At 48.6% G+C, this 18,457-nt stretch carries 14 protein-coding genes; 2 read left to right on the top strand and 12 right to left on the bottom strand.

The window, feature by feature from the left end:
• The 4 genes from ACXAH1_RS15460 to ACXAH1_RS15445 form a co-directional block, all read right to left on the bottom strand.
• The coding region (locus tag ACXAH1_RS15460) for a FimV/HubP family polar landmark protein (protein WP_475197839.1) at nucleotides 1-2,374 on the bottom strand (2,374 nt) is incomplete at its 3' end.
• 327 nt (nucleotides 2,375-2,701) lie between these two features.
• Nucleotides 2,702-3,718: an aspartate-semialdehyde dehydrogenase gene (locus ACXAH1_RS15455; protein ID WP_475197838.1), complete on the bottom strand. Its 1,017-nt coding sequence runs from the start codon at nucleotides 3,716-3,718 to the stop codon at nucleotides 2,702-2,704.
• 1 nt (nucleotide 3,719) lies between these two features.
• A complete protein-coding gene (locus ACXAH1_RS15450) occupies nucleotides 3,720-4,853 on the bottom strand; it encodes a 4-phosphoerythronate dehydrogenase (RefSeq protein WP_475197836.1) in 1,134 nt (377 codons plus the stop codon).
• A gap of 62 nt (nucleotides 4,854-4,915) precedes the next feature.
• Complete coding sequence (locus ACXAH1_RS15445; RefSeq protein WP_475197834.1) at nucleotides 4,916-5,206, bottom strand: DUF6419 family natural product biosynthesis protein; 291 nt, start codon at nucleotides 5,204-5,206, stop codon at nucleotides 4,916-4,918.
• 209 nt (nucleotides 5,207-5,415) lie between these two features.
• Between ACXAH1_RS15445 and fadE the strand changes: the two genes are divergently transcribed.
• Nucleotides 5,416-7,866: an acyl-CoA dehydrogenase FadE gene (gene fadE, locus ACXAH1_RS15440; protein ID WP_475197833.1), complete on the top strand. Its 2,451-nt coding sequence runs from the start codon at nucleotides 5,416-5,418 to the stop codon at nucleotides 7,864-7,866.
• Between the two features lie 51 nt (nucleotides 7,867-7,917).
• Here fadE and ACXAH1_RS15435 read toward each other — a convergent pair whose 3' ends face one another.
• From ACXAH1_RS15435 to ACXAH1_RS15420, 4 genes are all read right to left on the bottom strand, one after another.
• Nucleotides 7,918-8,994, bottom strand: a complete 1,077-nt coding sequence (locus tag ACXAH1_RS15435) for a DUF6136 family protein (protein WP_475197832.1) — start codon at nucleotides 8,992-8,994, stop codon at nucleotides 7,918-7,920.
• Between the two features lie 7 nt (nucleotides 8,995-9,001).
• Nucleotides 9,002-9,583 carry an ABC transporter ATP-binding protein gene (locus tag ACXAH1_RS15430; protein WP_475197830.1) on the bottom strand — a complete coding sequence of 194 codons (582 nt, stop codon included), beginning with the start codon at nucleotides 9,581-9,583 and terminating at the stop codon, nucleotides 9,002-9,004.
• Between the two features lie 67 nt (nucleotides 9,584-9,650).
• Entirely contained in the window at nucleotides 9,651-10,556 is a 906-nt protein-coding gene (locus tag ACXAH1_RS15425) for an SMP-30/gluconolactonase/LRE family protein (protein ID WP_475197828.1), read from the bottom strand.
• Between the two features lie 100 nt (nucleotides 10,557-10,656).
• Nucleotides 10,657-12,924, bottom strand: a complete 2,268-nt coding sequence (locus tag ACXAH1_RS15420; RefSeq protein WP_475197826.1) for a DUF5916 domain-containing protein — start codon at nucleotides 12,922-12,924, stop codon at nucleotides 10,657-10,659.
• A 261-nt stretch (nucleotides 12,925-13,185) separates the two neighbouring features.
• Here ACXAH1_RS15420 and ACXAH1_RS15415 point away from each other — a divergent pair, with 261 nt between their 5' ends.
• The gene (locus ACXAH1_RS15415; protein ID WP_475197824.1) at nucleotides 13,186-15,216 is read left to right on the top strand and encodes a winged helix-turn-helix domain-containing protein; all 2,031 of its coding nucleotides are present in this window, start codon (nucleotides 13,186-13,188) and stop codon (nucleotides 15,214-15,216) included.
• Nucleotides 15,217-15,534: 318 nt separating this feature from the next.
• On the opposite strand, the gene ACXAH1_RS15410 is transcribed toward ACXAH1_RS15415, so the two are convergent.
• The 4 genes from ACXAH1_RS15410 to ACXAH1_RS15395 all read right to left on the bottom strand — a co-directional run bounded on the left by ACXAH1_RS15410 (nucleotide 15,535) and on the right by ACXAH1_RS15395 (nucleotide 18,456).
• Complete coding sequence (locus ACXAH1_RS15410) at nucleotides 15,535-15,762, bottom strand: hypothetical protein (protein WP_475197823.1); 228 nt, start codon at nucleotides 15,760-15,762, stop codon at nucleotides 15,535-15,537.
• Between the two features lie 209 nt (nucleotides 15,763-15,971).
• On the bottom strand, nucleotides 15,972-16,724 hold the full coding sequence (locus tag ACXAH1_RS15405; protein WP_475197822.1) for a substrate-binding periplasmic protein: 753 nt from the start codon (nucleotides 16,722-16,724) through the stop codon (nucleotides 15,972-15,974).
• Nucleotides 16,725-16,911: 187 nt separating this feature from the next.
• The gene (locus ACXAH1_RS15400) at nucleotides 16,912-17,673 is read right to left on the bottom strand and encodes a hypothetical protein (RefSeq protein WP_475197820.1); all 762 of its coding nucleotides are present in this window, start codon (nucleotides 17,671-17,673) and stop codon (nucleotides 16,912-16,914) included.
• Nucleotides 17,674-17,706: 33 nt separating this feature from the next.
• Entirely contained in the window at nucleotides 17,707-18,456 is a 750-nt protein-coding gene (locus ACXAH1_RS15395) for a thioesterase II family protein (RefSeq protein ID WP_475197818.1), read from the bottom strand.
• Nucleotide 18,457: the final 1 nt, after the last annotated feature.

Below are 18,457 nucleotides of genomic sequence, written 5' to 3'. Positions count from 1 at the left end.
CTTCTAATAACCCATCCAGCTCGTCCGGCTCTTCTGCCAGCATGTCTTCTGCGGGTTCAGCCTCAGGCTCTTCTTCTAATAACCCATCCAGATCGTCCGGCTCTTCCGCCAGCATGTCTTCTGCGGGTTCGGCCTCAGGCTCTTCTTCTAATAACCCATCCAGATCGTCCGGCTCTTCCGCCAGCATGTCTTCTGAGGGTTCCGCCTCAGGCTCTTCTTCTAACAAATCATTCAGATCATCCGGCTCTTCTGCCAGTATATCTTCATCAGGCGTTACATTAGAGGCTTCTTCCAGCAGACTGTCGATATCATCCGGCTCTTCTGCCAGTAAATCTTCGTCAGGCACTGCATCAGAGGCTTCTTCCAGCAGGCTGTCGATATCATCCGGTTCTTCTGCCATTAAATCTTCGTCAGGCACTGCATCAGAGGCTTCTTCAAGCAGGCTGTCGATATCATCCGGTTCTTCTGCCATTAAATCTTCGTCAGGCACTGCATCAGAGGCTTCTTCCAGCAGGCTGTCGATATCATCCGGTTCTTCTGCCAGTAAATCTTCGTCAGGGGTCGCATCGGCCGCTTCTTCCAGCAGGCTGTCGATATCATCAGGTTCTTCTGCCAGTAAATCTTCGTCAGGGGTCGCATCGACCGCTTCTTCCAGCAGGCTGTCGATATCATCAGAGTCAATATCGGATTCTTCAGGAAGTGCATCGTTGTCACCAGTATCCTGGGCCTGATCAAGCAAGCTGTCTATATCGTCAACGTCAAAATCGTCTTCTGCGATATCGGGCTCATCATCAAGTGCGCCATCGAGTAAGTCATCAATATCATCAGCACTCAGAATACCGTCGTCTGTCGCTGTTCCATCAGCCGCTGGGGACTTTGGGGGCGACTCACCGACTTCATCTATCAAGCTATCAATGTCGTCCAGATCAAAGTCTTCATCCGCAGCTACGTCAGACTCCGCGGTATCAACTTCTTCGAGACTCTCTTCGGCTAATTCTTCGCTTAGTGCGGCAAGTGCGTCGTCGCTGACATCCAGAGTATCGTCATCAGCCCCTTCGCTGACTTCGTTGAACAAATCATCAATGTCATCGGCACTCAGTATGTCGTTATCGCCCGACGCTGCGTCAGCGTCGACATCCAGAGTAATTTCATCACCCAGACTGTCATCCGCTTCATCGAAGTTTTGTTGCAGAAACTCATCAAGGTCGTCAGCATCTGACTGCTCAGCATTGACATCCGACTCATCGTCAAACACGATGTCATCGTTCAGTAAGCTGTCCAGTTCATCCTGCTCAAGCGTGTCATTACCTTCTTCAAATGCATCATCTTCCAGGCTATCAAAGACGATTTCATCATCAGGTAAAATATCGTCATCGAGCTGCACGCCTTCGTTTAAAGCATCTTCGCCACTGTCATGTGGCATATCCAGATCGAGCGGATCGACTGCTGCCGCTGTTGCCGTCGCTGCGGCGACAGGTGCTGGTGACTGTGGTAAAAATTCATCGTCTGCCTCCGCTTGTTTTGCCTTGCCTTTGCGCATGCGCATCACAACCGCACCAATGATGAGTAAGGCAGGAATGGTCGCCAGTAAGGCAACAACCAGAGGGTTGGAAAACAGCTTAGCAATGCTAAATTCAGCTTCTGCTTGTGCCTGCATCTGCTGCTGCGCAATCATTTCACTTTGCATATCAATCACAGCTTTAAGCTGCTGCTGAATTTCGCTATCTCTGCCCAGCTGCTCCTGAACATTTTTAAGCTCTTCAGAAATATTATTTAGTTTTTTCTCAAGTTCGTTGTTTTCCTGAAGGATCTCTTCAACACTACGTACGGAGGTTTTAAACTGAGTTTGTAAATCGAGCAGACGCGAGTCTTGCTCCATTTTGAGTGATTTTAGCTCGTTGGTTAACGCTTCACGGGCTTCTTCAACATCAACTTTACGCGCTTGAGTTACCCGCTTATCGGCAGCATCTATGGTAGCCTGGTCAAGCTTACCACTTTTTTTCAGCTCCCATAGCTCATCGTCTTGATCAGATTTTTGACGCGCTAACTGCGCATTAACGCGACGTATTTCAGCTAAAGTTGGAATTTTCAGATAAGCGCCATCGCGCATATGGTTCAGGTTGTTGTCGAGAAAAGCCTGTGGGTTTTTCTCATATAAGGCCTGCATTACCTGATAGATAGAAACGGAGTCATTAGGGCGAACTTTGTGCGCGATGCGCCATAAGGTATCTGTTGACTTTATCGGGCCAACTGAGCGTCCCTGAAGCCCGAGATCAACCCCTTTAGGACCTTTGAGAACGGTCCCGTCCTGGGTATGAACGGGCGCTGCAATTAGGGCCATTGCTAAGATACAAATAAAGGCTAAACCGCGCATGCTGTTCCTTTGTATACTCTTCTTGCGCTGCCCTGGCGGCAACGCGACTACTGAATTGTGCTTAATAGGGCTTGTGCAAGCTCTGTTCCAATTGCCAACTATAAACCAGATAACGGTGAATATCCATCGCCAAAGTATTGAAAATTAACATTCTTATCATGCTTTTTGGTGAGTTACCAATTCTTTATTTAAGCCTCTGAATACACTCAAGGATAGACGAAATACATAGACTTGGCGGATGAGAAGTGAAAAGTGGCAAAATGCTGCCGTATGGGAACAAACAAAACAGGAATCTGGACCCGTGATTGGTCACGGGCCCGGCAATAATTACAGATAGTGCGCGATTAGTTCTTCTGCGATCTGTACACTGTTTGTTGCCGCTCCTTTACGGGTATTGTCAGACACGACCCACAGGTTCAGACCATGCGGGTGCGAGATATCTGCTCTCAGTCGACCTACATATACGGTGTCGTTGCCACTGGCATCACTGACCGGTGTCGGATAATCCTGTTCATCTTCAATCAGTTCGAGACCTGGGGCATCATTTAACAACTGTTTAATGTGTTCAAGATCATAAGGCATACGCGTTTCGAGGTGAATTGCCTCGGCATGACCATAAAAAACAGGAACGCGAACGGCCGTTGGGTTCACCATAACACTGCTATCGCCGAGGATTTTCTGCGTCTCCCAAACCATTTTCATTTCTTCTTTGGTATAACCATTGTCCTGAAACGCATCAATTTGCGGAATGACATTAAAGGCAATTTGCTTGCTGAATACCTCATTTTCCATAGGTCGGGCATTCATCAGGTTAGCAGTTTGCTTGGCCAACTCCTCAACCGCCTCTTTACCTGCACCAGATACCGCTTGATAGGTAGACACATTGATACGGTCAATGCCGTAGGCATCATAAATCGGTTTCAATGCCACCATCATTTGAATGGTCGAGCAATTTGGGTTGGCGATGATGTTGCGATTGCGAAAATCAGCCAGGCTGGCACTGTTTACCTCTGGTACAACCAAGGGCACATCATAGTCATATCTAAAATGTGATGTGTTATCAATGACAACACAGCCCGCTTCGGCCGCTATTGGCGCATACTGTTCCGACACGCTGCCTCCTGCCGAAAACAAACCTATATGAGCCTGGCTAAAATCAAACTCTGCCACATCCAGCACAGTGAGCGTCTCACCGTTAAACTCAATTTCTTCACCCGCACTGCGGCTGCTTGCCAGAGGATACAAATTGCCAACCGGGAACTTTCGTTCGGCCAGAGTTTCAATAATTTGCTTGCCTACCAGCCCGGTTGCACCGAGCACCGCCACATCATATTTCTGCGACATATTATTCCTCATTCGAATTAATTACTTTAAAACCAAGCTGTTGTAACTGCTTCCCACACTGAGGTGCATTTTGCACCGTCAAGGTATTAAACTCTCGACGAGGCGGGTAATTCTTGCGCAACATATCAAACCCCTGACTGGTGATATTATTACGCATCAGGCCATCATCGCGACGAATATCATAGACCAGATGAACCAACCTGCCGAGTTCCTGTTCGCTAAGCGTATGCTCTGCATAACAAGATGTCAGAGCTGGGATCGGCAAAAACGACTCAAGCGACTTTGTGGCTGTAATACCGAGTTGGTCACACAGGGCCTGATACAACATTTGCGTTCCACGGGCTTTCCCCTCAAGTGTGTGACCAGCAATGTGCACTGAGGCAAACAATGTATGATCCAACAAAGGCTTCAAAATATTGGGTTCATTTTCCCATACATCTAACACCAAATCGATTGCCTGGCCGTTCTCAAGCGCTGCTAACAAAGCCTGGTTATCAATCACATCTCCCCGGCTTGCATTGATCACCAACATATCAGGCTTAAGCGTCGCTATGCGTTCAGCATTAAGCATATGCCGGGTCTGATGAACACCGGTCTTAATCAAAGGTACATGGAAAGTAACAATATCGGCTTGTGCTAACAGCTCATCAAGTGGCATGTGCTGCGTTAAAGTCCCCGCTTCATGACGGAGTGGGTCACACAAAAGCAGCTCTACCCCACTGGCAGCCAGTTTATCGTGTAAGCATTGGCCTATATTACCAACCCCAACAATACCTAGCTTTTTACCCTGCAGATTAATCGCCTTGTGCTGCGCATAGGCATACAAAGCACTGATCACATATTCGGCAACAGCGACAGCATTACAACCGGGAGCACTGGCAAAACCAATGTCTCGCTCAGCCAGTAACGACCTGTCAATGTGGTCGACTCCAATTGTTGCGGTGCCAACAAACTTTAGCTTCGATGCCTCAGCCAAAAGTGTCTGATCAACCTGAGTGACGGAGCGCGTTAGCAACACGTCAACATCAGCCAGCTGGTGCGGCGCTATGGTGCGACCATCAAAGCGACTGACCTCCCCCAGATCAGAGAAAAACTCTTCAACCAGGGGCATATTCTGATCTGCAAGGATCTTCATTCATACTTCCCAAACGATACACGGACCCTTTATTGTACCGCAGCCAAGGCTCGGACAACAGGCTAACGTTTACTAACCCCGATACTGATAGCCGCGAACATCAGGCAAAGCAGAAACAGTACAAGCGCTTTGACACTTGGTTGTTCGGTGAGGTTTATCCATGGACTGACCAAAAACGCCTGAACATTACACCAGGCTAAAAACATAGCGATAATACTGGCGCCCTGATAACCATAGATAGCGCACAAGACGCAACTGGCAAGATTAAGAAATACAGCGGGTTGATAAAGGTGTGCTGAAAGCAGCATAGCAAAAAACGTCGCAGATGCGACACACAATGTTCCATATTGCATGACGATTCCCTCCTAGAATGATCTCTTAAAATATAGGAGCAATCTTAAAAATTACAAACTCATTACATAAAAACAACACCAATATGACCAACTCGCGAGGTAACTAAATAGCAACTAAAATGAAGATAAGATGCTTTTTAGGCTTGAAATCACTGGTCCAACAAGCTAGCCTAGCCAATGTGGTCAGACCTCTTACAAGGAATAACAACATGACACTTTTATTTACACTCGCTTTAATCGCACTGGTTAGCGCTGCCTGCTACCACCGTGCGAGCTGGAACACCTGCTTAGGTGTTGCTGCGGCGACGCTGCTGATCGGCACCTTCGCCGGCGCCTTTGGCGCATTTGCCTGGCTTATCTTCTTGGCCATCGCAGTTCCCTTATCAATGACTAACGTGCGTCAACAGTATATCGTTGCGCCATTGTTTAAGGCGTTCAAAAAAGTCACGCCTAGCATGTCTGAAACAGAAAAGTCAGCTATCGATGCCGGTACTACTTGGTGGGAAGCCGACTTGTTCTGTGGTAATCCTAACTGGAATAAGCTTCACCAGTATCAGGCGCCACGCCTGACTGCGGAAGAACAAGCCTTTATGGATGGTCCTGTTGAAGAAGTTTGCGCCATGCTGAACGACTGGGAAGCCACTCATGAATTGACTGATCTACCGCAGGACGTATGGCAATATCTCAAAGACAACAAGTTCTTTGCCATGATCATCAAAAAGCAATATGGTGGTCTGGAGTTTTCGGCCTATGCACAGTCTTGTGTGTTGCAAAAGCTAACCAGTAAATCAACTCTGCTTTCATCGATTGTAGGTGTACCTAATTCACTCGGTCCGGGCGAGCTGCTTCAGCACTATGGTACACAAGAGCAAAAAGATCATTATCTGCCTCGCCTGGCAAAAGGCGATGAGATCCCCTGTTTTGCACTGACCTCTCCGGAAGCGGGTTCTGATGCCTCATCTATCCCGGATTTCGGTATCGTCTGTAAAGGTGAGTGGGAAGGCAAAGAAACCTTAGGTATTCGCCTAACCTGGAATAAGCGTTATATCACGCTTGCACCCGTTGCGACTGTACTTGGTCTGGCATTCAAAATGCGCGACCCGGATGGCCTGCTGGGCGACAAAAAAGAAATTGGTATTACCTGTGCGCTTATCCCAACCAGCACCCCTGGCGTTGAAATTGGTCGTCGCCACTTCCCATTGAACGTACCTTTCCAAAATGGTCCAACTAAGGGCGAAGACGTCTTTGTACCCCTTGATTTTATCATTGGTGGTCCGAAAATGGCCGGTCAGGGCTGGCGTATGCTGGTGGAGTGTCTGTCAGTGGGTCGCGTGATCACGCTACCGTCTAACTCGACCGGTGGTATTAAGTCTCTGGCGCTTGCCAGTGGTGCATACAGCCGTATCCGCCGTCAGTTCAAATTGCCTATCGGTAAGATGGAAGGTATTGAAGAAGCACTGGCTAAACTAGGTGGTTACGCCTACAGCAGTGACGCAGCAGTGAGCATGTCAACGGGTGCTGTCGACTTAGGTGAAAAGCCGTCTGTTATCTCTGCTATTTTGAAATATCACCTGACAGAGCAAATGCGTGATTCAACCAAGCATGCAATGGATATTCACGGTGGTAAAGGCATCTGTCTGGGTCCAAATAACTACCTGGGCCGCGGCTATCAGGGTGCCCCAATTGCGATTACGGTAGAAGGTGCAAACATTCTGACTCGTAATATGATCATCTACGGTCAGGGCGCAATTCGCTGCCATCCTTTTGTTTTGGCTGAACTAAATGCCTGTACCATTAAGGATAAAGAAGAAGCGCTGAACAGCTTTGACCAGGCACTAATGGGCCACATTGGCTTTACCATTTCTAATCTGGTTCGCACTAAGTGGCTGGCTCTGACTGGTGGTCGTTTCAGCAAAGTACCATTTAACGATGAAACAGCCGATTACTATCGTGCCGCAGCGCGCTTTAGTGCGTCACTGGCGCTGATGTCTGACATCTGTATGGCCGTATTTGGTGGCTCTTTGAAACGTAAAGAGCGTATTTCTGCGCGCCTTGGTGACTTGCTAAGCTACCTGTATCTGGTGTCTGCAACACTGAAACGTTACAACGATGAAGGCCGTCGTAAAGAAGATCTGCCTTACGTTCAGTGGGCTTGTCAGGAGCACCTGTACCTGTGTCAACGTGCATTGGCGGATCTAATTAACAACATGCCGTCAATGGCGCTACGTGGTTTGCTCAAGCTCGTATTGTTCCCGTTTGGTCGTCCTGTGCGCAAGCCAACAGACCAAATGGAGCACAAACTGGCACAACTGCTACAAACACCAAGTGCCGCCCGTGACCGCCTTGCATCACACATTTATATGCGTGATGAACCGCTTAACCTGATCGGCAAACAAGAGCAAACACTGAAAGACATTCTGGAAGTAGAGCCTCTGTTCGACAAAGTATGTCGTGCCAAAGGTGAAAAGCTGCCATTTATGCGATTAGATAAAGTGGCCGAAATGGGCCGCGAATGTGGTGCACTTAATAACGACGAAGCCAACAAATTGGCAGCCGTTGAAGAGAAGCGACTGGCCGTTATCAATGTTGATGACTTTGACCCGGCCGACCTGCTGGCTGGTAAAGCCAGAGTGGTTGCAAAAGACGCGGACGCCGCGTAACTTGTCTCTAATGTAAAGGCCAGCCATGCTGGCCTTTTTTGTTTTCCTGTCCTAAATAAACAGCACTTTAATCATCATCAGCGTCACACTGACACAGCCCCAGACAACAGCAAAACGCTGCGGATAGTGCTTTAGAGTCCATACAAGTGCCGGACAAGTAGCGATTACCGACACGGTAAACAACTCGCCGTTTAGCAGCACAACCCCCGCAAGCCAGCTGATCAGGCATAATCCGTAGAGCAAAGCGTTTTGGCTAAACTCAATTTGACTGTCAAGGCCCAGACTCCGCCAAAACCCCCTGCGTCCCGCCACCTGTTTACTGGTATCTAAATACAAGCTGGACCACCACAGCTGGTTCACCAGAAGTATCATCAAAGTGTAGTAATGCAGCAGATCGGGCCGCTCATGTGCCATGATCATGCCTGCCCACAAAGCCAGAAATGATGCGCCTGCTCGCCACAACATCATCCAGGGATACTCTTTTATGGTATAGTACCAAAAGCTGAGGGGAGTGAGCTGGGGTTGCGGTGCCGCTAGTTTCAGCCTGGGTCTGAACCAATCCAGCGCAAGCCACAGCACACTCACAGCCAGATATGCCTGAATACTCGGAGCCAGCCAGACGGCAACGAAAGCAACACACAAAGATGAAACCAATGTTTGCGGGCGGTACAACAAGGCCAGCGCAAACAGCCACTGTGCCAGCATAAACCCTGGCAACTGCGGAGCCTGCCAGAGTGTCGCTGTGCCCATACTCACTGCGAGGAGCAAAGCTGCACCAAATAGCACATGGCACACCAGTAACAGCAGCCAGTCAGCCACAAACTGATGAAACCGGGTTCGCAACAGGGTTAGGTGATAGGCCCTGTACCGGATATCAGTAATTGCGGGCTTTACCGCCTGTAACAGCAAACTTTGTAGCAACAGGAAACCAAATGCCACTTTCATCGCAACACCGTGCGAGTCGAACGACACCAACTTACCCAGACCAAAAAACACCCCAATGATCAACTGAGGGATGAAAATGAAGAATAAGGTCACAAACATGAGTGAGAACTGCTGAAGCTGGCGCAACAACGCAGCCAGCGCAACACGGAACGCACGGTAGCGATACTGGTAGTAATGTAACATCAGCACCTCACTCAAACAGTGACTGAGTTACAAAGCCAATTTCAATAAAGGGCTGAGGTTCATGGCAACTAATGATCACTTGTGCAGGGTGATGAATAAGCCAGCTTAACAACACATCAACGCTGGCATGATCTAATGCAGCGCTCGGTTCATCCAGCACCAGATAAGGCGTATTTCTCATCATAGCATTGATTAATTGGCACTTTTTCTGATTACCGGACGACAGTGCGCCGTAACGAGTATCCAAAAAGGGCTCAAACTCCATTTGCCGGATCATTAGCTCAGGCCAGGGACATGCCCAGCTTTTAGCTGTCAATTGCAGTAATTGTCTGGCCGTCAAAAAATCCGGAAAGGCTATAGAGTCACTGGCCAGTGCCACGATTTTCTGCATGGCAGAGTGCTGCTTACCGTCAAACAGTACATCACCATGAAACGCGTCATCCAGGCCGGCAATGATCCTGAACAGCGTGCTTTTCCCCAGTCCATTTGGCGCTTCGATGCAGAGCTTCTGCTCACTCAGCACGGCATAATAGTCAGAAAAAACAGGGTCATGCAAATACACTTTTGTGAGGTGTTTTATTTCTATCATACAGGTCCTTGATATTTAACCGTTCCGATATTAACAAAACACCTCAATACAAAGTATCTGTGTGTGGTTACAAAGTATGTCGGTTAAACGAACGCCCGGCGTATTCTGAGATAAAGGTTTCGATAGCGCCTCGCTTTTGCATGGTCACAAACACCTGTTTGCCCTGCTTGCCACCAAACGCGATATTCGTCGGATATTGGCCTTTCAACACCACTTTTCTCAGTAGCTGGCCTTTTGGTGACAGTATCACCACTTCCCCGGCTCCATAGCGGGCAACATACAGATTGCCATTTTCGTCACAGCGCATACCATCCAGGCCATGATCGTTAAACTCATAAAACAGCTCTGGGTCACCTATCATCCCCTGCTCATCAAGCTCAAACGCCCAGATCCGGCGCTGCACACTCTCATTCACATACAAAGTACGATTGTCGGGGCTGACCTCTATACCATTTGTGGTGCCCATATTTGCACGCAACAATTCAGTTTGCCCATCAGGTAAAATGCGCCAAAGCTGTCCCGTGTTGTTTTGCCAATCCGGATCACTGGCATACAGTATGCCTTTATCACTGATGGCTAAATCATTGGGCTGATGCATTTTGGGGTTATGAGCCAACACAGAAATCGTTTTATCAGGCGTCACTTTCAGTACATTGTGACCGGTATAATCCGCAATATACATAGTGTCCTGCGCATCAAAGCGGATCCCATTGCCTGTGCTACCTTGAGGCAAATTCAGATATAAACCCGCCTCACCTTGTCCGCTCACCTGACCAATGGTGCCCTGTCGGGCAAAATTGACCGCAAACAGGTCACCATCTCGGTTTACGGCCGGGCCTTCTACCCCCTGAGTAAATACCCCGTCCGTAACCCAATCCTGAGACTGATACAGCTCAGTAGCCGACTGCTGGGATGCGCAGGAGGTAACCAAACTCAACACTGCACTCAGTATAACAGCATGTCTTATTTGCATAGCTTTGTCCCTAAACTTAAAAGTTTGAGTATGCTGTGTTGTCCCAAGAGTGTGAATTGAGAAATATTCACACAGATACCGAACAGCTGCAGCTGCGCCGTTAAAACTTATACCTGACCTTCAGCAGCACGGAATCCTGTGAAGGTGATTGCCAAAGCTGTTTTGCGCGTTCAAGCCAGGGCTCTGAGCCAATCTGACTGCCAGGTACACTTTCTCCCACAGCCCCGCCACGCCGATATACCAAAAACACATCAGACAGTGCCCCCATCCGATAGCGCAACTTAAACTGGCTGGACAAGCGACGATCTTCAAAGCTGGTATCCACATTGTTCAGGCGATGTCTGTTATGCGCCTGTATGGAGTACACATCGTCACTGCGGGCTTCCAGTACGGCCCATTCAAGCGTTGAAGAAAATTCCAGTTTATCGGTTATCAATCCGCTAACCTGAATCTTATTTACGAAGAAATCACGCTGATATTGAGTGACCTGATCTGTGTCACTTGCCACCAGCCAGCCATCTCCGGTGCGATAAAAATTGTTGAATTTTAAAGTCCAGTTTGGGTGTGGTAACCAGGTCATATCAATCGCATATTGCTGAGCCCGTCCATCAAACCCCTCCTGATCGTACTCAAAACTTGCGGCCCATGAGAATTTGCCAATGTAAGGACTCACATACATTATCCGAGTTTCCCAGTTACCGGGTACTTCAAAGGCCTGGCTCTGACGACCCAGGTTGTCCTGCCAGCCGCCACTGACCCTGTCCAGATGCAGATCAATCTGACCACCACTTGCCAGCAGCCACTGGCTCAGATAGGCCTGCCGGGCCGGCAGTTTCAGACCCTGGCTATCGGCCTCATAACTGAGTGTCAAAGAGTGCTTGATACGCGCTAACCAATCGCTTTGGGTGTTAATCGCATGACTGAATTTGGCTTCACTATACTGCCAATTATTGCGCTGTGCATATCCTAAATCACTGTTATTAAAACTTTTATTAAGCTTAAGATATCGCCCTTCCAGATTTGTATTGGGAGAAAACTGATACCCCAGTTGCAATGATGCCCCATTACCAGTTTGCTTTTGCTGCTGCTCGACCTCGCTGGCGAGCAAAGCGCCCTGAAATGACCAGGTGGCACTTTGATACTGACTATCCCAGGCCATCGTCGTGGCTTGACGGTCCAGCCATGGCCGTTCTGTATGTGTGGCCAGCACACCTGTTTGCCAGTACTTTTGCCGATACTTGGCGCGGGCCGCATAAAAGCGTTTTCCGGCGTTACTGTCCAGGTCATCCTCTTTTACTGCAAAGGCACCGACCTGCATGGTTTCTCCCTGATGAACAAAACGGGTCGCCAAATCGATAGGGGTGATAAATTCCCGCCCATCGTCGCTGCCAGCCCCAATACGCCGTGTATGGATCAGTTTGGTATCTTGCAAAGCCTGTACGCTAAACACTGCAATATCCTGAGTGAAGAAAGGCCGCTTGTCGCTGCGCAGTGTTTCAACCGCACTGTAGTTAATGTCGACTTCGTCACTATCGACCTGGCCGAAGTCCGGATTAACCGCCACCGACAGTTTCTGGTGATGACTAGGTTTATAAAACAGATCAAAACCTACATCGCTTTGACTACTATTCTTGGCCTGCTCGGCAAAATGCTGCTGATGACTAAAATACGGCACAAAACTCAGTTGGCTATGGTTTGGAATGGCCGATTTGAGCTTTGGCATACCCAGATAAAAATCGCTATTGCTGGTTGTTTGTTTTTGATTTGAATAGATATAATTTTTCCCCAGGTCATAAAGCTGTATTGACACACCAATATCACCAAGCGCACTTTCCGTGCCTTGAGCCGGGTTGTAAAAAGATACGGTATGCCACGGGATAAAGACTTCTGTAGACCAGTAATCATCCGCCTCAAACGTTGCAAACTGCCAATCGCCATCCCAGTCACCGTCTTTGGTCAGCTGTGGCGTCAATACGGCATCTTGCGTGCCACCACCCAGAGTCACGGCAAACTCGTACGCGCCGCTGCCATCACCCGCGAAATCCACCACGATGCGGTTGAATTCAGCCTGCATAAAGGCATCCTGAATATTAAACTGCTTCTGCCTGCTTGCTCTGTCCTGAAAGTTAACAATACCAATATAAACCCCCGCTGCGTTGCTGAATGCTTTTGCATGGAGCTTGTCTGAATGTGTTGTCAGTGTCGCCGGAACCACCTGATAAAATTGCTTAAACTGATGAGCTGATTGCCATTGTTGTTCATCCAGACGACCGTCGAGGTTTACCTCTGTATTGTGAATTTCGCTTGCCCAGAGTGACTGGCTGCCCAATACCGCTGTGATACACAAAGTTAAATAGTGCTGTTTCATATGACTGCTTCCGATATGACTGATTGCGTTCATTGCAGCAGAAATGGGCCTTTAAAAAGCTGAAATTTTCCTGAATAAAGGTGATCAACCCCTGAAGATTATTGACTTTGTTCTGAACTAGGTTAGTTTCAGCAGACAGAATGCGTGACACCTGATAAGTCGGCCTCTGAGTCAGTCATCTGACCAAACGATCCAGACTCAGGTGCGGGTACCGCATTGCAGCGGCAACAGGCTACAACAATAATTAAGGAAACAACCACCATGGCGATATCGACTGGCGCTCAGCAATACCACTTTTTATCCTGGCATTTTGATGCCAGTCAGGATGAATTGCGCGCCCCCGAAAGCCAGGTCGCTATCAAGCTTGAGCCACAAGTTGCCAGACTCCTTGAACTCTTTGTTACGTCTCCTGATAAGGTCCTGTCTCGGGAAGCATTAAACACCGCACTGTGGCCAGACACCATTGTCGAGTCCAATAGCCTGTACCAGCTGCTGACCAAATTGCGTCGTGTACTCAATGACAGTGCCAAAACCCCTCGCTTTATTAAAACCGTACCCAAACGAGGCTATGTATTTATTGCGCCAGTGACAGTTCTGCACGCCTCCCCGCTAGTACGGGCACCACAATATAACGGGCACACTATCACGGCTTTACCAAACGATGCGGTTGCAAAGCAAGGCATGACCGGTAAAAAGCGTGTACTAATGATGGCACTCCCTGTCGTCACAGCCTGCTTCAGTGCAATCGCTTACTTTTCTGCTGCACCGGCTCCCTTTGCTGCTCCGCAGTATGAGGTCGCAGATATCACGTATGAATTGGGGTTAGAATTTGATGTCGCCGCCCACGCCAGTAAATCGCTTCTGGCGTATATCGACGATTTCAAAACTCTGGTTATTTCCGATAAGCAAGGCAACCCGATACAGCGTTTACAATTTGACAGCCGAGTTGCCAAACCAACCTGGCACCCTGAAAAAGACTGGCTGGCAGTTTGGCGTTATCAGGGTGACCGTTGTGAACTATTGATTGTGAACGCGCAAGGTCAGCAGCTGAACCGCGCTCAAGGCCTGCCTTGTTATCGTATACAGGCGCCAAGCTGGCAATCAGACAATCAGCTTATTGTCTCTGTATTAAGCAAAACGGGCATGCAGGCATATCAGTATCATACTGATAATAATAAATATATTCCTATTCCTCTCAAGCTCGATGAAGGCGATAAGCTCACCAGCACATTGCGCGGCTGGGACAATCAAATCTATTACCTGGTGAAAAATGCCTTTCAGCATTCACGCTTAATCACGCTGGATGGCAAAGTGCAGCTACACTGGAACTTCCCAGTCTGGCTGATTGCCTATGATCCAAAACAACACAGCATGATCACTAACGATGGCAGCAAGCACCATAACCTGATCGCCACAACGCGTGATGGACATCAATATCAGGTCATCTCGACACCGCAGGGGATATTTAGCAGCCTTAGTGTTGACAAGCAGGGTTATATTTTCAGTGCCGCCGAAAGCTGGCAGGTGAATATTCGCGACAAAGACAACCTGCCTATTTTTTCCAGTTCCAGCCATGATTATCTGCCAGTCACCAACAGCCTGGGTGAAACGGCATTTATGTCACGCCGCACCGGCGCGTGTGAAATATACCTGCATAGCAATGACAAGGTAGTTCAGCTGACCCATCACAAGGGCAGTGAGTACGTCAACTTTGTCACCTGGAGCCCGGATAATGCCCATATTCTGGCTAACCGGGAGACTCGGTTACTGCTGCTAGACCGCTCTGGGGTAATGCACACCTTCACTCCTGCCCTATCGCGCTCACTTCGCCATTTTGGTTGGATAGATGCAGATACGCTGTGGGCAACAGACGGTCATGACGTTTTGATCTATGACAAAGCAGGTCAATTGCAGCGCCGCTTTGCACTGGCATCAGATATGTTGATGTATGACTATCGGGCTCAAAGTTGGCTCATCTTTAAAGACGCCGCACTTTATCACAGCACGGAAATAAGCGCTGCGCGCATGGAGGAAACTAAACTGACTCCCCTTGAACCCAGAGCATATCATCAGATAACCAATCCCAGACTCAAAGATGGTTATTTGTACTGGCAAAGCGCCTGGTCAAAAACGGATCATATCTGGCGACTGGCACTGGATGGTGTCGCAAAGCCTGAGCTTCTGAAAACACAACACCTGCTCTGGCACTACGATATTGCAGCCGATGGCACCTTAGTGATCGCCAAAATGGAATCGGTTGAGGGAGATATCAAGCGATTAAGCGCCAAATAAAAAGTCGAACCTGGTTTGTCGAAGTTTAACCCTAATAGAGGTAGACCTTTCTCACCCAAAAGTTAACGGGGCCGGTCAGGTATGGGATCGAGAAACCCAGCTAAGGTTAACGCCCAGTGCAAACGCGAGCGTATTTGGCTGCTCCTGAAAAGTAGTGCATCACTGTAGTGTATGGAGAAAAATGATAGCGGCAGGCTTACACCGAATGATGAGCCTGCAGCGTTTGCCATGTGTCGATAAAACCATTTCGGGAATGACACTTGTTGAAAGAGTTCCCTTTGCATCATGGCTTAGGCACACGGCGTTACTCAACTGAACTTAGCACAGGGTGGTTCTGCAGCAACCTGTACCCTGGTAGGTATAAAGCTGAGAGTTACAACCCTGATCTTTATTCGTAAAGCAATGCATAGTATTGCAGTAACTGCCCGTATCACATTCGTATTGTGTGAATGTTCCACCAGCAACCGCAGGCGTTGCTGCATTAGGGAGTCTTTTGTTGTCCGAACTCAACGATTTGATGCTTTTCTTCTTTAGATTTAACTTCATTATAATTTCCTTATGTTTGTTAAAGTCGCTTCAAACTAACACATTAAAATCAAATTACAACACCGCGGGAAAATCCATGAATTAATTCATAATGACAAAAATACAGATAATAAACAGCCAGTTATATTTGGTCTTATCATTATCCTGACACGTCATCTGACAAGCTGGAGAAGCCGTTTCTAGTGTGGCCTGCTCACCTTCCATAGAAACTAACGTTCCGGTACAAACTCTCCATTCAGTAACCGCTGCCACTGGCGTTCAAACTCACCAGTCGCTTTGAGTGTTTGCAGCCCCCGATTAAACTGGTCGCGTAGCACAACACTCTCTTTTCTAGATTTTGGAAATAAGACATGAGCGCGGTAATTTAAAAATGGTCTGGGGTGTGCCCGAATCTTATCTTTTTGTAAGGAAGGAAAGTGGTTGTTCAGCAGGCTTTGCATTGCCGTGTCACTGAGCAGGATCAGGTCCACACGGTCATTGAGTAGCATATTCAGATTAAGCCGGTCATTGCTGACCATAATCACATCCAGCTCGCCCTCTTCAATCGCCTTGCGAAACTCTGGCACATATTCATAGCCTAAAATCGCGCCTATCCGATAAGGTTTCAGATCGTCAATACTACGCCACTGTGGCAACGGTGTGTCGGAACGGAAATACAGCAAAAGCTGACCACGATAGAGCTCATCGCTACAGTAAAAATGTTGCTGATATTCAGTCTCACAGACCCAGTATGACGCCATCGCATATTGCCCCTGCCGAGCCGCCTGAAAACTGCGCTTCCAGGGTAAGTATTCAAACTGCGCCAGATATCCTTCATTCGCCAGTGCCAAGCGGATAACCTGGTTCACGAACCCATCGTCCTGCAACTTACTGCCGGTAAACGGCGGATATTCACCAGTTGCAATACTTACGGGATTTGTGCCCTGAGCGTGCGGCTGCCAGGCTAGAAAAGATAACAGCAATATGATCCTGAACATGATGCAATATGCAGTACAAGGAATTTAGTTAAACTATAGAAGCGTGTGGTCGCTTGCGCTAACTTTGCGCCGGGGTAGCGTGTTTACAGATAAGCGAGTTGAGAGGTTAGATGCCCGGCACACTCACGTGCCGGACCAGGTCGATGGCTTAGCGCCTTCGGACCACCCCTTACTAAGATGCGCAGTTCGCCGCTTCCGTTTGAAACAGACTAGCTGCCGCTAACTGCATTTGCTTTTGTAACTTAGCGTCAACAGGTGCGGTGGTGGTGACTGCAAGCTGATCTGCCGGGCGACCAAGAATACTTTGCGATAACACCAGCGCGGCCAGAAACGCGCCTTTGTCATTAGCATGGTTACCGTCCATAGCATGTAAGTTCATACGGTGCTCCGATAAAAACTTATCCCACACCAAACCAACGGGTGCAATACATGCGCCCGACTCTTTTGCTATGCCCGCATAAATATCATGCACATACTGGCCTTCCCACTGACGGCCTCTTTGACCCCACTCAGGAAACATAACGGCCTGGGTGCCATGGTCCTTCGCCAGCGCAACCAGCTTTTTCGCCTCTTTGGTTGAGTAGAGCTTTCTGCGGCTTTGTGAGTATTTTTGCGCCTGCAATACCACATGGCTTAATGAGGTGTCTTTTAACATCTTACGGCTCGGACCATGATCCCAGCGCTGATCCAGAAATAAGATCCCGGGCGCCATTTGATAGCTAACCTGAACCCCCGGCTCGGACGCTTCAATGATGGCTTTGACAAATTCGGGCACACTGTGACGTTTGGTGTGACTGTTGCCCATGTATAATATGTTCAGTGTTGATGTTTCCATTGCGTGTTTTTTAACTCCGCTATCCGTGACTACTGCGGCTCCTGCCTGTGCGCTGACCAGCAGCGACACGGCAGAAGCCAGTGAATAAAGTGTTTTCATTGTTGTCTATCCTTTTCTAGTTCCGTTTATCGGCTACATTGGGATCCGCGTCAAGAGCAGATCGACCAGTAAGGCCTGTTGGTGATGGATAAAAAAGTGTCCACCGGCGACTGACTCCAGCTCAGCCTGTGGCAGCAACTCGCGCCATGCAGACATCGCTTGGGCGCCCACATCCACATCCTGTGTACCATAAATCAGCGTGGTGGGAAGCTGCTGCAAGCGCTGCTGAGGCTCTGTGGACATATAATCAAACCCCAACTTAAAGTCGCTGCGTAGCATAGGTGACAGCAACGCCAGCAATTGTTCATCCGCCAACAGCGCCTGTGGTGTGCCGCCCAGCTCAGCCAGTGCCTGCCTGAAATCCGTTTCATTCAGCAAGTGAAGCGGATCGCGCCGATAGGTAATTCGGGGCGCGGCCTTTGCGCCCAAAAATACCCGCCGACAATTTAGCAACTGTCCGCGATTAAGTAACTGACGAGCAAATTCATAACTATATAACGCACCATTACTGTGACCATACAGATAGAAGGGCCTGTCCAGATAGGGCACAAACTCGTCAACCATATTGGTTGTGGCCGCCTCAATGCTGGCATCAAATGGCTCACCAAAGCGCGCACCGCGCCCTGGCAGACTGACTGCCACTACTTCAATCTGCCGGCTGAAAAAATAGTCTGGCCAGTCAAAGTAAATACTGCTGGTGCCCCCCGCGTACGGAAAACAAAAGATCCGTGCACGAGGGTTAAGCAGTGGCTTAGGTGCAAAGTAATACGGAGACTTTATCATC

This window comes from Pseudoalteromonas sp. AWH4_217 (assembly GCF_056161105.1).
The sequence above is the reverse complement of the archived record's forward strand: the minus strand, read 5'-3'. Positions and strand labels throughout refer to the sequence as shown.

What these genes read in the sequence shown, in the direction of transcription:
- ACXAH1_RS15455 (WP_475197838.1), bottom strand. Translation starts at nt 3,718, where the DNA reads ATGTCGCAGAAATATGATGTGGCGGTGCTCGGTGCAACCGGGCTGGTA.
- ACXAH1_RS15450 (WP_475197836.1), bottom strand. Translation starts at nt 4,853, where the DNA reads ATGAAGATCCTTGCAGATCAGAATATGCCCCTGGTTGAAGAGTTTTTC.
- ACXAH1_RS15445 (WP_475197834.1), bottom strand. Translation starts at nt 5,206, where the DNA reads ATGCAATATGGAACATTGTGTGTCGCATCTGCGACGTTTTTTGCTATG.
- fadE (WP_475197833.1), top strand. Translation starts at nt 5,416, where the DNA reads ATGACACTTTTATTTACACTCGCTTTAATCGCACTGGTTAGCGCTGCC.
- ACXAH1_RS15435 (WP_475197832.1), bottom strand. Translation starts at nt 8,994, where the DNA reads ATGTTACATTACTACCAGTATCGCTACCGTGCGTTCCGTGTTGCGCTG.
- ACXAH1_RS15430 (WP_475197830.1), bottom strand. Translation starts at nt 9,583, where the DNA reads ATGATAGAAATAAAACACCTCACAAAAGTGTATTTGCATGACCCTGTT.
- ACXAH1_RS15425 (WP_475197828.1), bottom strand. Translation starts at nt 10,556, where the DNA reads ATGCAAATAAGACATGCTGTTATACTGAGTGCAGTGTTGAGTTTGGTT.
- ACXAH1_RS15420 (WP_475197826.1), bottom strand. Translation starts at nt 12,924, where the DNA reads ATGAAACAGCACTATTTAACTTTGTGTATCACAGCGGTATTGGGCAGC.
- ACXAH1_RS15415 (WP_475197824.1), top strand. Translation starts at nt 13,186, where the DNA reads ATGGCGATATCGACTGGCGCTCAGCAATACCACTTTTTATCCTGGCAT.
- ACXAH1_RS15410 (WP_475197823.1), bottom strand. Translation starts at nt 15,762, where the DNA reads ATGAAGTTAAATCTAAAGAAGAAAAGCATCAAATCGTTGAGTTCGGAC.
- ACXAH1_RS15400 (WP_475197820.1), bottom strand. Translation starts at nt 17,673, where the DNA reads ATGAAAACACTTTATTCACTGGCTTCTGCCGTGTCGCTGCTGGTCAGC.
- ACXAH1_RS15395 (WP_475197818.1), bottom strand. Translation starts at nt 18,456, where the DNA reads ATGATAAAGTCTCCGTATTACTTTGCACCTAAGCCACTGCTTAACCCT.